This window comes from Photorhabdus thracensis, from assembly GCF_001010285.1.
GTDB classification, from domain to species: domain Bacteria; phylum Pseudomonadota; class Gammaproteobacteria; order Enterobacterales; family Enterobacteriaceae; genus Photorhabdus; species Photorhabdus temperata.
Window position 1 is genome coordinate 4,815,623 of the sequence record NZ_CP011104.1, and the last position, 15,671, is coordinate 4,831,293.

Annotated in this window: 11 protein-coding genes and 1 pseudogene; 9 read left to right on the forward strand and 3 right to left on the reverse strand. The window is 44.1% G+C overall.

Features of this window, described 5'->3' with window-relative positions:
- Positions 1-2 precede the first annotated feature (2 nt).
- The 9 genes and pseudogenes from VY86_RS21015 (at position 3) to VY86_RS21055 (ending at position 12,194) form a co-directional block, all read left to right on the forward strand.
- Positions 3-1,751 carry a type VI secretion system baseplate subunit TssF gene (locus VY86_RS21015; RefSeq protein WP_238591519.1) on the forward strand — a complete coding sequence of 583 codons (1,749 nt, stop codon included), beginning with the start codon at positions 3-5 and terminating at the stop codon, positions 1,749-1,751.
- Positions 1,752-1,773: 22 nt separating this feature from the next.
- Positions 1,774-3,687, forward strand: a complete 1,914-nt coding sequence (locus VY86_RS21020) for a lipase family protein (protein ID WP_046976430.1) — start codon at positions 1,774-1,776, stop codon at positions 3,685-3,687.
- Positions 3,684-4,436 (forward strand): hypothetical protein, encoded by a 753-nt coding sequence (locus VY86_RS21025; protein ID WP_046976431.1) that lies wholly within the window; start codon positions 3,684-3,686, stop codon positions 4,434-4,436. Before VY86_RS21020 ends, VY86_RS21025 begins: the two co-directional genes overlap by 4 nt.
- 198 nt (positions 4,437-4,634) lie before the next feature.
- Positions 4,635-4,817, forward strand: a pseudogene (locus VY86_RS21030) (hypothetical protein); the annotation flags it as partial.
- 55 nt (positions 4,818-4,872) lie between these two features.
- Positions 4,873-6,852, forward strand: coding sequence for a type VI secretion system Vgr family protein (locus VY86_RS21035; protein WP_046976433.1), 1,980 nt, complete (start codon positions 4,873-4,875; stop codon positions 6,850-6,852).
- A complete protein-coding gene (locus tag VY86_RS21040; protein ID WP_046976434.1) occupies positions 6,849-7,628 on the forward strand; it encodes a DUF4123 domain-containing protein in 780 nt (259 codons plus the stop codon). The genes VY86_RS21035 and VY86_RS21040 overlap by 4 nt, the downstream gene beginning before the upstream one ends.
- Positions 7,629-9,531: 1,903 nt before the next feature.
- A complete protein-coding gene (locus tag VY86_RS26340) occupies positions 9,532-10,341 on the forward strand; it encodes a hypothetical protein (RefSeq protein ID WP_338012138.1) in 810 nt (269 codons plus the stop codon).
- A 57-nt stretch (positions 10,342-10,398) separates the two neighbouring features.
- A complete protein-coding gene (locus VY86_RS26345) occupies positions 10,399-11,448 on the forward strand; it encodes a lipase family protein (RefSeq protein ID WP_338012139.1) in 1,050 nt (349 codons plus the stop codon).
- Entirely contained in the window at positions 11,445-12,194 is a 750-nt protein-coding gene (locus VY86_RS21055; RefSeq protein ID WP_046976436.1) for a hypothetical protein, read from the forward strand. The genes VY86_RS26345 and VY86_RS21055 overlap by 4 nt, the downstream gene beginning before the upstream one ends.
- Positions 12,195-12,380: 186 nt before the next feature.
- Here VY86_RS21055 and VY86_RS21060 read toward each other — a convergent pair whose 3' ends face one another.
- From VY86_RS21060 to VY86_RS24310, 3 genes are all read right to left on the reverse strand, one after another.
- Complete coding sequence (locus tag VY86_RS21060; RefSeq protein WP_046976437.1) at positions 12,381-13,001, reverse strand: tyrosine-type DNA invertase; 621 nt, start codon at positions 12,999-13,001, stop codon at positions 12,381-12,383.
- Positions 13,001-13,195, reverse strand: a complete 195-nt coding sequence (locus VY86_RS21065; protein WP_023046484.1) for a hypothetical protein — start codon at positions 13,193-13,195, stop codon at positions 13,001-13,003. The genes VY86_RS21060 and VY86_RS21065 overlap by 1 nt, the downstream gene beginning before the upstream one ends.
- Before the next feature lie 570 nt (positions 13,196-13,765).
- The gene (locus tag VY86_RS24310) at positions 13,766-15,367 is read right to left on the reverse strand and encodes a transposase (protein ID WP_082111281.1); all 1,602 of its coding nucleotides are present in this window, start codon (positions 15,365-15,367) and stop codon (positions 13,766-13,768) included.
- Between the last annotated feature and the right edge of the window lie 304 nt (positions 15,368-15,671).

The window sequence follows — 15,671 nt, forward strand, 5'->3', positions numbered from 1 at the left end:
TGATGAATAGAAGAATGTCGCTTTTCCTGCAAGAGCTGAATTATATGCGGCAACTGGCGCAGGAAGCTGGAAAAGAACACCCTCATCTGGCCGGTTTTTTGTCCGAAGGGGCGGGTGATCCGGATGCTGAACGAGCAATACAGGTCTATGCCCTGTTAGCTTCCCGTCTTCGCTACAAAATTGAGGATGATTTTCCTGAGGTGACGCTAAATATGTTGACGCATATTTGGCCGCAAGCGTTGCGCCCGTTACCGCCAACGAGTCTCGTTCAATTTTCACCGCAAGAAGGTCATCACCTGGGGGTGGCAACGCTGCCGGCGGGGACGTCGGTTTTTACCGGCGAAGGCGAGCAGGAAATACGTTTTGAAACCTGTTGTCCCCTGCATATCGAACCGCTGACGGTGATCGACCGGCAATTGAGCGCCACCGCCGAGTACAGTGAGATAACGTTAACGCTGCGCTGTTCGGGTAATACCCTGGAATGGCGAAGTCAGCCGCTGCATTTCTTTTTGGGCCGTGACCGTGAGCAGGCGGCACAATTAGCTTTATGGCTTGATTTTCATCTCTGTGATATTCAGTTACGGACGCAGGGTAAAACCGTCACGCTGAATGACAGCTACCCGGTATCGGCGTTGTGGGGGACAGAGCGGCAGGTTGCTATTCTTCCGTCCGGGGAAAACTCACCGTTTTCCATTTTGCAACTGATGACGGAATATTACTATTTCCCGCATGTGCATGATTTTGTGACGATTGATATCACGGAGGGGTGTTCGTCAGTGGCGTTGAACGCGGACCGGACATTCGAGTTGATTTTGCAGTTTGAAAGCAGTCTGGAACTGACTGATATTGCCCAAACCTTTCTGCTGGATTGCGTGCCGGTCAGACAACTGGAGCCGATGACCAGTGCGGCAATCCCGGTGAATAGTGGCATCAGCGATTATGACATCCCATTAAATCCGACAGAACGGCTGTTCAATCTGGATCACGTTTACGTATCGACGGAGCCGAAGCTGGAACGCGGGCAACCCTACCGCTATCTGCCGGTTGAAAAATCTACTCTGACCTCTCATTTCCTGCCGAATGCAGAATTTCTTTATTATTATCAGTTGAATACGGAATGCGATATTTTGCAGCATACCCGCTATCAGCTGCGTTTCTTTGACTGTCATGGTAAAACGGCGGATAACCTGCCGTCGCAATCCATTTTTTGCCAGTTTACCGGCTATCAGTCGCAGGCCACTGACTTGGGTATCGGCGATATCAATCTGGCGGGCGAAAACGCCACGGGGTTGACGGTCAGCAATATCACTCCCGTTTCCGCCTGTTATCCCTCCATGATAGAGGAAAGATCAGCCTGGCCGTTGATTTCCTGCTTTGCCGGCTCGCCCTGGATAATATTTCAAACCCGCTCGTTACAAGAGTTTCTGAAAATATTTGATTTTTCCCCTGACCAGGCATTAAGCCGACGTATCCAGTCACATATTAGCGGTATCGTCCGGCTGGAGAACATCCCGATAGATAGGCTGGACAAGGGTGTTCCTGTGCGGGGTCACCAGCTTATCCTGACCCTGAACCCGGATTGTTTTGCCAATCAGGGGGAGATGTATCAGTTCAGCCTGGTGGTGACACGCCTGCTGACAGTTTTCATCAGCATGGGCGCTTTTTTGATGATGAAGGTGATTGATGGTCAGACGGGAGAAGTCTTGTGGGACTTTCAAGAGATGATGTTCGGACTGCGTCCCTATATTTAATAACAAGCAGAGGAAAACACTGATGAGTAAAATAGATCCGCGTGAATGTTTTGATTGCAGGCGTTTGAAACACTGGGTGGAATTTCAGTTGGTGGATGAACAGGGAAAACCGCTAATCAATGCGCCTTATGGCTTGGTAAGCTGGGGATTACCGGATCATGTGCGCCGGGGGACAACGGATGGTTTCGGGGTGCTCAGGGAAGAAAACCTGTCGGCTCATCCCGTGATATTGTCTATCCATGCCCAATCGTTGGCCGATGAGATGGAACAACGCCCGTTGCGGGAAATACGCGGTGAAGCGGCGTCGGTGGTGAAACCCAAAGCCGAAGCTGAAGGCCATCAATATCATTATGTGACTATCGGGCAGATTAGTGATGGTTTGCCGGTGATTAAGGATTGGTATGACCCTAAAAAAATTCCGCCGCCCTATCATTTTCCAGACCCGGAGCCAAGTGGCTACACGGTTCATCCACTAAATCAACGGTATGTACTGGAAATATGCCCGTTTCGGGCCTGGGTCTTGCAGCTACATCATCAAAAAGAGTATTCCATTGTTAATGCGCATAACCAGTGTTTGATGAGTGTGTTGGCTTATGCCGGCGGGGATGTTGATACTGAAGGCTCGGTGACTCACTTTTTTAATCGGCAGATGGTGGATGTTTCAACGCTGCCCTATAAAGTTGAGGAATTATCGGCAACACCTGTGGTTTACGATGTACCGTTTAGTGAACGTTATACTCAGGTGAAGTTTATTGATTCAAAAACGGCAGATAAACAGGGTGATACCCGGCTGTTTTATGTAGCCAGTAAAAGTGATGTTCTTGTCAGCTGGCGGGGTACCATTAGTCTGGAGAATTACCTGACTGATCTCACCTTTCAGCCGTTAAGTTTGAGTTGCGATGATGAGAAAGCCCTGTGCAGCGGGTTTATTCACAGTGGTAAAGTACATAAAGGGTTCTGGGAAGCGTTCAGTTTGGTTGGGAAGCTAAAAGTCCCCGGTGATAAAAATATAATAGTATTCAATGACATTCTGGACTTGGCTAAAGGAAAAAAGCTATTTATCTGTGGTCACAGCTTAGGCGGCGCTTTGGCATTACTGCACAGTGCACAATTGAAAGAACATAATCCTTGCCTCTACAGTTACGGGATGCCACGAACATTAACCCGTAGTGCAGTACAGGAATTGTCTTCCATTATCCACTATCGCCATGTGAATGAAGATGACGTCATTCCTGCTGTGCCCTTTGAGCAGGATATGGACAATGGGTTTTTCCATTACTGGGTGCCGGCGGGGTACGAGTGGGAAATAATAAAGCTGGTGTCTCCGTCACCGATTGTTAAAGCCATTAAACAAGCGACTGCCAGTCAAGAAATCTATTGGCATCATGGTAAAGTTGTCCATTTTTTTCAAGCCAACAGTTGCCCGGAATGGCTGATTTCCGCCAGGAATCTCTCCCCTATAACAAGCGTGGCTAAAGAAATATTGAATAACACCACAAAGCTCTATTTAATTCCTGAATTAAACCCGGAAACAGAAAAGGATTTTTCTCTGGCCGGTGAGCAGCAAAATGCGTTGTTTAATCAGTTAAGTCAACAAGAAAAAGATCAACTGTTTGTTGAAAACAGAAGTGCTGATTTAAAAGGGGGATTAGGCTTTCTTCATCATAGCTCGTATAAATATGCCGGTTATATTAATGCCCGTCTTAAAGAGCTATGCGAACCGGATAAAATGACGGTTTATCAGGACAGTCAACGTCAATTTAAGGAGAAAATGGATGTTTATAAGAGGCTAATCCCAGATGCTATTTACTACCGTAATCTCTGTTTTCTGGAAATGGATAAACAGTTAATAACATCATTGGCCGTCAGTCAGCAAACAGAAAAGGGGAAACTGGCTTTACAGCATTATTGCGATAGTAAGGAACTCCCAGTATGAAAATATTAAAGGTTTCGTTGTTATTGTTATTGCTGTCTTTTATTTATTGGGCGTTTAGTGATACCTTTTTTAACTGGCTTTTCCCCTTTTCATCTACTGGAAAGGGGCCGTGGATAACGGTGGAGGGTATTGTGCCGAAATACACCGAGCCGTATGTGTCGGCTATGTACAAATCAAAAACTTGTCTTGATTATGAGCTTGATGCGGGTATGTCCCCTCATAAGGTCCCGACCTATAATGTGCTTTACCCAGAGGTAAAAGCTGATCCGCAAACCGGTTATTTTCAAACAAAATTGCCTTTTAGTGGTGGAGGCTGGTGCAAATGGAAAATTGAGCGGGCTTATGTATCAGTGGATTATACCGATGTTAGCCACCTGGTGAAAGATGCTATACCCTATGGGGGAACGGGTCTAACCGCCTTTATCAACGATGCAGCGCGAACAAATTATTCTGAAGCCTCTGAGACTCGTGCATTGAATACGATAGACTTCAGCCCGGTTATTTACCCTGTGTTGAAAATAGTTGAAGGGCGGCCAAAAAGAATTTCTTTACAGGGTGTGGTGCATTTGTTTCCTTTTCGGCTGAAATTAACTCCAGGAGAGGAATGGAAAATCACCTTTAAACCTAAACTGGATGAAACCAAAATGCCAAAGATCACTGTGACTGACGGGAAGGGAGAATGGGTTGAATATCCCGATGGACACATTGAAACTGATACTCAAATGGTAGATACCCGTTACATAAAGTAATATCACCGGAATAGTTGCTTGTTTATTTACTTCAAGCAGAATAAATAGGATATATAGGCACACGCTATACAGATAACGTTGTAGGTATCGAGGAAAACTGACCATGATAAATATGAAATGCGATAGTCAGGAACTCTCAGTATGAAAATACTAAAGGTCTCGTTGTTATTGTTATTGCTGTCTTTTATTTACTGGTCAATGGGTGATACCTTTTTTAACTGGCTTTTTCCTTTTTCATCTACTGGAAAGGGGCCGTGGATAACGGTGGAGGGTGTCGCGCCGAAATACACCAAGCCGTATGTGTCGGCTGTGTATAAATCAAAAACTTGTCTTGATTATGAGCTTCATGCAGGTATGTCGCCTTATAAGGCTCCAACTTGGCTAAGGCCATATTACTCATTCACCTAAACACTAACACCAGAAATAAGGAGTCCCTATGAACGATGGATTACACTTTCTCTGTCAGATTACCGATTTGCCGGAGAAAATATTTGCGGTAGCTGAATTCTCTTTACAGGAGGAATTATCCGAACTGTTTACCCTCTCTTTAACCCTGGTCAGTAAACGGGCCGATATTGATCTGGAATCACTGTTATTACAGTCGGTGAAATTCCGGGTGGTTTTCAACGGCGTTGAGCAACGTCAGGTCAGCGGCATTATTGCACAGGCTGTACTGGGTGATACCCATACTCACCGCACGATTTATTATCTCACCGTCCGGCCTGCGCTCTGGCGGATGAACCTGAATCAGGACAGCCGGATTTATCATCGGCAAAGCGTACCGGAAATCCTCAAAAGTTTGTTGAAGAAACACTATATTCTAGCCGATTCCCAACTGAATGAGTTTCATTACACACGTGAGTATGTGACGCAAAAGCGCGAGTCCGATTATGACTTTTTTGCCCGGTTAGTCGCTGAAGAAGGGCTAAATTTCTGGTTTGAAAACGACAAACTGTTTTTCAGTGACAGCCACTTAGGCATGACGGCCAATTTACCGCTGGTTTACAATCCGCAGGTACAAGTCGCCACTGAAATGAATGTGATCAACCAAGTGCGTCTGGGTGTCTCCATGACCCCGCAACGGGTAATCTATAAGGACCGGAATCCGCAAAACCCCGCTTACCGCCTGACACACCGGGCCAATACCGATCCCCGTGTTGAGGGGCAAGAAACCCTGTTTTCGATCTTTGAAAGCTACGGCCGTTTTCAGAAAGACGCGGAGGCGAAACCGTTTGTCCAGCGCCGTCAGCAGGCCGTTCAGAATCAACGTCAGGCGGGCAGCGGGCAAAGCAACTGCTTTAAGCTGATGCCCGGTAAAATCTTTGACCTCAACGAGCATCCGATTGATGCCATGAACACCCGCTGGCAAATCGTGACCATTCATCATTACGGCAAATGCCCGCAAGTACTGGAAGAAGTCCGTGGCGGATCAGGAAGTTATCTGCATAACGAATTCAGTTTTATTTCCGGCTATAAGGACTGGCGAGCGCTATATCGCTACAAGCCACTGGCAGATGGTGATGAAGTGGCAACCGTGGTGGGCCCGGCAGGGGAAGAGATTTATGTCAACAAAGACGGTTGTATTCGCGTCCATTTTCACTGGGATCGTTATAATAAAGCCGATGAAAACGCGTCTTGTTGGGTACGGTTCGCACAGGGTTGGAATGGCAGCGGTTACGGTTTTATGGCGGTTCCTCGTATCGGTCAGGAAGTGATCGTCTCCTATCTGAACGGCGATATTGATCGGCCGATTGTCACCGGTTGCACCTACAACGGTTTAAACCGGCCACCGCTGAATTTACCCGCCGAGAAAACCCGCACCACGTTTAAAACCCGGACCCACAAAGGTGACGGTTTTAACGAATTGCGGTTTGAGGATGCCAAAGACCAGGAAGAGATTTACCTGCACGGACAGAAAGATCTGACCGCCCATATTCAGCATGATACCTACTGGCATATTAAACACGACCATAAACAGCGGATCGACAATAACCGTTACAGTGAAATCCGCGCTGATGACCACCGGAAAATCGCCGGCTCCGGTAAATACAGTACCGAGGGGGATGTATCGCACCGTATCACCGGCAGTCAGCATTTACAGACCGGGGAAGCGTTAGTCGCTGAAAGCGGTCAGGAAACGCACCTGAAAAGTGGCGGTAAAATTGTGTTGGAAGCGGCGTCAGAAATCACCTTGAAAATCGGCGGCCATTTTATCCGGTTAACTCCCGGCGGTATTCTAACTTCTCCAAACCTATTAGTCGGGCAAGGCTCTGCTGGTGCCGGGCGTGGTTTGTCTCTGCAACTGCCAGAGGGGGTAGAACCGCTGCCTGATGTAAAATCTCCAGTCAAACCGATTTGTGCCTTACAAGCCCAGAGGGATGTTAATTTAACTATTAATAACCAGGAGGATGAATGAACCCTTCCATCAACTGGCAACAATGGCTGACTACGCCTGATAAGCCGCCTGTTTTCTTTATGCTCAATTCATTGGCAGAACCTAACCCAATCGGTCGCTTTTACAAACACGACTGGGTAGAACAGGCTTTTCCGCTATACAGCAGTACACCAATGGATCACCTGCTGGCACAAAGCCCCTGGCTGGTTCAGCCCAGGTCAGGCTATCTGTCAGTAATCGGTCATCTGCTTGATAGCCAAACCCTGAGCGACAACAGTTGGGGCTGGGCTTACCGCAGTGAGGATTTATGGACCCAACAGCTTAATCACTGGCGTTCACGCCAGCAGGTGATATTGCGGGAAAGGCCGGTGATTTTGCGCAGTATGGATCCCCGAATTCTCAGCCAGTTATTACCGGCAATGATTGTCAGCGATTGGTCAGGATTTCTAACGCCGGTGAGTGAATTAATGATCGACGCACCTGATCCCCAGATTTATTCCCGCCCTGAAAATTGCGGAAAAGGTGGCAGTGAACAGCCCTTCGTTCTGGATAGTCATTTATTGTATGCCTGGCATCATTCCGATTATGCCCTGCAAGGGATGGCATCTGTGATTGGTGATAATTTATGGGAAAACCACGGTAAGCTGGCAATAAAGCTGGATAAGCCACGAGGGAAATTACAGGAACAGATTACTCATTGGCTGAAAACACATTTAGGAAACGGCGATGACATTAGCAACCTGACCAGTGCGGATTATTTGCAGATGCTCAATGAGCAATATCCGACCACTGGATAGCGCATGATGGCTAACATTGTCGTGAATTTCTAAACCTGTTATTGTTGCGGCTTGAAATAAAAAGAAATACGGTTAAGTTTTCGTTATTTTGCAATAAGATCAATTTCGTGTTGTAAAATATTAAATTGAAAATGATATTTTGTCTTTATTATAGCCGCTTGTTTTTCAGGTAATTATATTTCTCATAAATAGAAAATAAGATAACTGATCCTTTCATTAGCACTCTTTTATGTGCTGATTTCTTTTCAACTCTCTTTTACTGGTTAATGAATTTCGATTAAACGCAATTTACTATCCTTCTGAAAAGTACGTTTATTGAGTTAAATCCGCCTTTTATTTAAAGGCTTTAATCTCCCTGTATTCGTGCTTTTAAATGGTCATGGCAGGTTAGGTAAATGTGACAGATAGCTGAGTTAATCACCGATAAAAGGCGATTGAGAACACCTAAAAAATGAATGGTTTTCATTAAGCTTTTTTTGTAAATCTTATCGTTTTTTCCGTTTCTTTCTTCGTATTTAAACTTTTCCATTTTCATTAAATTGATATTCAGGTTTTTCCTTTTCCTACATTCGATTTTTCAGGTTTAAAACCAGAGAGGGTAATAAATGTGTCAATGGTATTAAAATCAAAGTTAATTTATTTAATTTAAAATCTGTTTTTCATGATGTTTTCTCTTCCAGTGTCAGTATAATATCGAATCTTTTACCCGCTTTAAAAAATCCTTAATCACTGTATTTTACCTTTGATGATTAAAGTTTTCACTCTTGGTAGTAAACCGGTTAACAACGGAGCGATAACTCAACCCTTATCGAGGTTGTAACACTTTCTTACCAATTTATTTTCGTAAATTAAAAAAATGAAAATTTTTCTTGCTATTTGGTGATTGTTTAATAATTATTGCTCAAGTTCTGTTATATGAGCAATATTAGGGGAAATTCCGAATCCCGTTCCCCTTATTCAAAGGGATTAATCGATTGACTTCAAATACTGTTCCTCGTGTCCACGGGGATAAGAATTCATTGGCATTTATTTTGGCTTCTCCCTTCATCCATGACCTTTCTTGAAAACCGGCTATTACTGTCGGTGTAAATTGTGCTCTGTACAGCAATCACTCGGCCATCGTTTGTCAGGATACATTAAGACGTTTTTACGCCTGACAGGAAACCAGCCAACAACGGAGTATAATCGATTGGGCAAAATAGTAATATCATTATCCCCGGTATTTCATGAAGAATGAGCTATTAGTGAAACAATTAAATTGATGGCGTTATTAGTTATCATAGAAAATTGTGGTAAATATATTTTTATTAAAAATCAATGTGTTATTCTGTCGCAATGATAATTGGACGGAATTTAAGTGAATGAGAAGCTGTCTATCGTGGACTATTTTTCTGAAAAAATGACATTTCACTATCCGCTTTGTAGTTTATTAGATTGAAGATAATTGAATCCATACCGAGTCTGTAATGCTTTCTTACCGTTTGTAACCATTTTTTACAAATTTATATTTTTGTAAATTTATAAAAAACGCTTGCTATCTGATGAAAGTTTAATAATTATTACTTTAAGTTCCGTCATACGGGCAGTATGAAAGGAATTTCAACTTCTGTTCCCTTTATTCAAAGGGATTAATTGATGGGGATACATTACTGTCTTCCTGTCGTTCAATTTGTTATTACTCACTGCATAGAGCTGTGCTTTCTGTCTGTGGTAATCGGATTTTTGCTACCTTATTTTTAGGGTGGTGAGATCAATTATTTCAATTCCCGGCGGGGATCAAACCATTGCGGAAGGCACTTCGGCTGCAATTGGGGCTAATCCCTCTGGAGGGCATGAAAACCTCGTGTGAGCCACTTTGATCGCTTACGTGTCTATATTTAATAACAAGCAGAGGAAAACACTGATGAGTAGAATAGATCCGCGTGAATGTTTTGATTGCAGGCGTTTGAAACACTGGGTGGAATTTCAGTTGGTGGATGAACAGGGAAAACCGCTAATCAATGCGCCTTATGGCTTGGTAAGCTGGGGATTACCGGATCATGTGCGCCGGGGGACAACGGATGGTTTCGGGGTACTCAGGGAAGAAAACCTGTCAGCTCATCCCGTGATATTGTCTATCCATGCCCAATCGTTGGCCGATGAGATGGAACAGCGCCCATTGCGGGAAATACGCGGTGAAGCGGCTTCGGTGGTGAAGCCAAAAGCCGAAGCTGAAGGTCATCAATATCATTATGTGACTATCGGGCAGATTAGTGATGGGTTGCCGGTGATTAAGGATTGGTATGACCCTAAAAAAATTCCGCCGCCCTATCATTTTCCAGACCCGGAGCCAAGTGGCTACACGGTTCATCCACTAAATCAACGGTATGTACTGGAAATATGCCCGTTTCGGGCCTGGGTCTTGCAGCTACATCATCAAAAAGAGTATTCCATTGTTAATGCGCATAACCAGTGTTTGATGAGTGTGTTGGCTTATGCCGGCGGGGATGTTGATACTGAAGGCTCGGTGACTCACTTTTTTAATCGGCAGATGGTGGATGTTTCGAAGCTGCCTTATAAGGTGGAAAAAATATCAGCCACTCCGGTGGCTTATGATGTGCCGTTCAGTGAACGTTATTCTCGGGTAGAGTTTATTGATTCAAAAACGGCAGATAAACAGGGTGATACCCGACTGTTTTATGTAGCCAGCAACAATGATGTTCTTGTCAGCTAGCGGGGTACAATTAGTCTGGAGAATGTCCTAACTGATCTCACCTTTCAGCCGTTAAGTTTGAGTTGCACCGATGAAAAAGCCCTGTGCAGCGGATTTACTCACAGTGGCAAAGTACATAAAGGGTTCTGGGAAGCATTCAGTTTGGTTGAGAAATTAAGCGTACCTAGTGATAAAACCACAGCAGTATTCCTTGATATCAATAACGTATCTAAAAATAAAAGGTTGTTTGTCTGTGGTCACAGCTTAGGCGGCGCTTTGGCATTACTGCACAGTGCACAATTGAAAGAACATAATCCTTGCCTCTACAGTTATGGGATGCCACGAACATTAACCCACAGTGCGGTAGAGGAATTATCTTCTATTACCCATTATCGTCATGTGAATGAAGATGACCCGGTTCCTTCTGTGCCATTTGAGAAAGATATGGATAATGGTTTTTTCAATTACTGGACACCTGCGGGATATGACTGGGAAATTATGAAACTCGTGTCACCGTCACCGATTGTTAAAGCCATTAAACAAGCAACAGCCAGTCAAGAAATTTATCTGCATCATGGCAAAGTGGTCCATTTTTTAAAAGCCAGTGCCTGCCCGGAATGGCTGATTACCGCCAGTAATGTATCGCAGATAACCAGATTAAGTGCAGAGGAAATATTAAGTAATACGACAAAACTGTATTTAATTCCTGAGCTGGATAAAGAAACAGAACACTTGTTCGCGCAGGCAGGTGAACAGCAAAACGCCCTGTTTAACCAGCTCACCCCACAGGAAAAGGGCAAACTGTTTGCTGAAAATAAAAATCCTGAGTTAAAAGACAAATTAAATATTCTTAACCACTTTTCATCTAGATATGCCGGTTATATTAATGCCCGTCTTAAAGAGCTATGCGAACCGGATAAAATGACGGTTTATCAGGACAGTCAGCGTCAATTTAAGGAGAAAATGGATGTTTATAAAAGACTGATCCCAGATGCTATTTACTACCGTAATCTCTGTTTTCTGGAAATGGATAAACAGTTAATAACATCATTGGCTGTTAGTCAGCAAACAGAAAAGGGAAAACTGGCTTTACAGCATTACTGCGATGGTAAGGAACTCCCAGTATGAAAATATTAAAGGTTTCGTTGTTATTGTTATTGCTGTCTTTTATTTACTGGTCGATGGGAGATACCTTTTTTAATTGGATTTTTCCTTCTTCATCTACTGGAAAGGGGCCGTGGATAACGGTGGAGGGTGTTGCGCCGAAATACACCGAGCCACATGTGTCGGCGGTGTATAAATCAAAAAATTGTCTTGATTATGAGGTTGATTCGCAGATGTCCCCTCATAAGGTACCGACCTATCACGGATTGAGTCTGGATGTAAAAGCTGATCCAAAAACCGGCCATTTTCAGGCGAAATTACCCTTCAGTGGTGGAGGGTGGTGTAAATGGAAAATTAACCAAGCCTTTGTATCAGTAAGTTATACCGATGTCAGCCATTTGGTGAAAGATGCTGTTAATGAGGGAGGAGATGGAACCGGTTTAACTGCATTTATCAACAATGCAGCTAAAACAGACGATAAAGAAACGGTAACATTGAATACCTTGGATTATAGACCGGTTATTTACCCTATTTTAGAAATGTCTGAGGGTTTTCCTAAACGCCTATTTGTTCGGGGTGAAGTAGGCACGCGTTTTTTTCAATTGAGATTAACGCCGGGAGCAGAATGGCGAATTATTTATAAGCCCAGGCTGGATGAAACTAAAATACCCAAAATCACTATTACGAACGGGAAAGGTGAGTGGGTTGAATATCCTGACGGGCGAATTGAAACCGGTACCCAAACAGTCGATTTTCGATACATAAAATAATGTTATTAGAGTTTCCAGTAAAATAAACAGGGCAATCTGGCCTTAACACGCTATACGGATAACGCGGTAGGAATCGAGGAAAACTGACCATGATAAACATGAAAACATACTCGCCAGTATTGTCGGCAATATTAATTAATATTGTTTTTATGTATGCGCCTTAACAGGCGCATACATCAGAGCCACTTATTCAACTGAACAGGCAGAAGCCCTTGGGACATAATCGAAGTGTAATTCCCGATGCCGGTTTCTTTTTATACTCCAAACGCCGTGAAAGCGCTCTGCATTACTGGCGGTATACCGCACTGTGTGGCGAATATTACTGTGTCCAAGATAATCTTGTATCAGCCGGGTATCCACCCCCCTATCTGCAAGAGCAAAACCGCAGGCATGCCGCAACATGTGCGGGTGCGAATTTATAGAAATATTAGCCCGTTGCCCTAACTGGCTAATAATTTGATAAATGCGCTGGCGAGTCAACGGGTTCCCGTAACGTGACAAAAATAACCAATCGCTGTCTGCACCCTGAAAGGTTTTACGCACTTTGAGCCAGGCCTTGATCGCCCGAATCTCATAGCCTAAGAGAGGATGATTTGTACAAAATCCACCTTTCAAACGCCGGATGTACAAACTTCCATCTTCCAAATCCAGATCGGATAACCGTAGATACCTAGCTTCACTAACACGTAAGCCATGAACAAAACTCATATATACCAGACAATAGTCGCGCTCCGGATTAGCGCTCTCTTTTGCTACTTCCAGCATACTTTCCACTTCGTGTTGCGTCAGATGTTTTCGTTGACCCATTATGGTCTATCCCAAATATTCTTTGCCTTAACGCATTGAACACACTGCGTTATCTGTAACTGATTAAGACCCGGAACCAACCCTAAATCCCCCATAGTAACTAAATCTGCACCAGGATGGCGGCAGATGACTGAACGAAACTGCTTTTGCTGTGCCTGATCCATGTTCAAGCTGTGTAATAGATAAGTTTTCAATGTCTTTCTCCGGTAGCCCTCCCCTATTCTTACCATCACACAATAAAAAGAAAAATAGTGATTCAATTAACCGTCCCTCAACAAATGCGTCATGCCAGCTTAAAATATCAACAAAAATCACTGCGATAGGCTCAACAACCATTTTAACAAAAAGATCTGTGCCAGATTGATTTTTGGTTCAAATCACAAGGAAGGATGTTGATGTAGTAATACATGTCAGCTGTCGATAAACGTTCCATCTCTCTATTTTTCTGCCGGAGAAATCCGGCAGGCAACAAAATGGCTGGCTGGCCACACTAACACATGCCCCTTTGTGCAAAACGATGCAGTACACCAGCCAGATACGAAATTCGATTTTTTAAATCGTTGTCCAATTTTTACCCATATCGCCATAATAATGCCCTTCACTGCCAAGTGGTGCCTTTGAAGCCCATACATTATGACTCATTATCCCCCTTTTCAGCTAATTATTTACGCAAAAATATGATTTGCGAGTGTACTCACACGTTTAAAGATTACATGTTATTCATTCTATTATTTTTCATTTAAAACAATAAGGTAGATATAATTTCATCTTCCCGTACGGCTATTCTTAATCTGTCTAATGATATCCATGCCAAGGAATAGGTTAGCAAAAACCACCGTAAACCCTCGTCCAGTGCGAGGGTGTCGCAAAAGGGTTGAGGTCACTTTTTCAAGCATCAAGTTAAATTCAATCACTGACTTTGGGCAGCCTGTTATTTGTATGGATAACAGGCTAAAAATAATCCCTAATATCAGAGCCACCGCTCTTGATAAGTTATAGGCCATTGCATGCAGGGAAAACTCCAGCTTTACCGCTGACAATCCCTTACGCCGAAAGCGTTCCAGTCTCTGAATTCCCCGTAATGCCGAAAATACCGGTTCTACCAGGCTCTTCCGTTGACTCAATATCTGTTTTGACTCCGGTCGGGCCATATGCAAACGAAGTGTCTCCCGCTCTTCATCTTCCGGATAACGTTTTATTTTTCTTCCTCCTTTAGCCTTTGTGCAGCCCGCTTTCTTCGGGCATCCGGCACAATTGTCAGCGCGATAAACCCGATAGGTCCGCGTTTTTTCAGTGGCTTTCACTGTACTTTGCAGGGACAATTGGTGATGAGCAGGACAAATATAGCAATCTTGCTCAGCATCATAAGTAAATAAGGATTTAGGATAGATTTTTCGGGCACGCTGTCGGTCTGAATTTTCTGCACAAAACAGCCAGATCTGATGTTTCTTCGCCTCAGCAATCACATCGTCATGGAAATAACCGGCATCCAATAACAGCTTTTCCGGGTGACCTCCCGAGATAGTGAGATTCTGCGCCAATAACGCGGCCATCACTTGGGTTTCACTGGAGGGGTCGACCGTTTGAGCGACGATAATTCGTCTGTTGTTAACTAAAACAGACGGTTTATAGGAAGTTGAAAATCCTCTTCCCCGCTTGAGTTTCTGGACGACGGCTTCGGGTTCTGTTGGATTGATACGCAGTTGGCTGGCATCCTTCCCTTTTTTTTCGCGATTTTCTTGTCGGCGCCGTAATACGTTGGCTCCCTGTTCCAATTGCTTTATGCGTTTTTCTGTCTGCGCTGTGGCAGGGGTAGCCGTGAGAGTATTTTTTTCACGTGAAATCGCTTCCTGAGTTAAAAGGTGGTAATGAGAACAGGCCGCCTCTATCACTGTCCCGTCACCGGCCAGGCACGAGCCGTCCGAACGACTGCGGTGCAAAATGGATAAGGTCAGTGCCTTAAAAAACGGTCCCGTCAGGACGGATTGGTGCTGATAAATAAAACGCCCAAGACTGGCATGATCGGGCGTAATTCCCTGGCTGACAAAAATACAGCCTAAATCTAAACGCGCAAGTCGTTCAAGTTCTCTGAGCGAGCAGTGTCCTTTCATGATCCCATAAAGCAGGATCCCCATCATGGAGCGTGGAGAATAAGGGGCTCTCCCTGTCGAAGCATAATGGCGTTCAAAGGGGCCCCAATCTTGCTCATCAAGAATGTCAGCAACAATAAATGCGCAACGCTCCCCCATTTGCCTGAGATAATCAGAAAGGGAAAGGGAGCCATCCAATACAGGTAAGTGCTGAGCTTTGACAAACTGACGTTTGGTGTAAGCAGACGGTTCCCGTTTTCGAATGAATAAGGTCATAAAAGATCTGCGCCTAAAGGAAGAGCGCAGATTTTAATGGATAACATGACCTTTTGCGACACCCTCTTTACGGCGGGGAGCAGTCACTGAAAAGAATCATTGATGTGTTGCAGAACCCCGGTAAATCTTCATACCGGTCCAGTGTTGATTTCAGCAAACCGAACAATTGATCTCCTGATCCGCCATTTCAGTATAGAGCAACCTGACATGAGTTTTTCCCGTCAAAAGTACCAATGGTTATATCCCCTGCATAAAAGTATTTTTACATCAAATAATAAATTATTTAATTAACACATACAGGTAA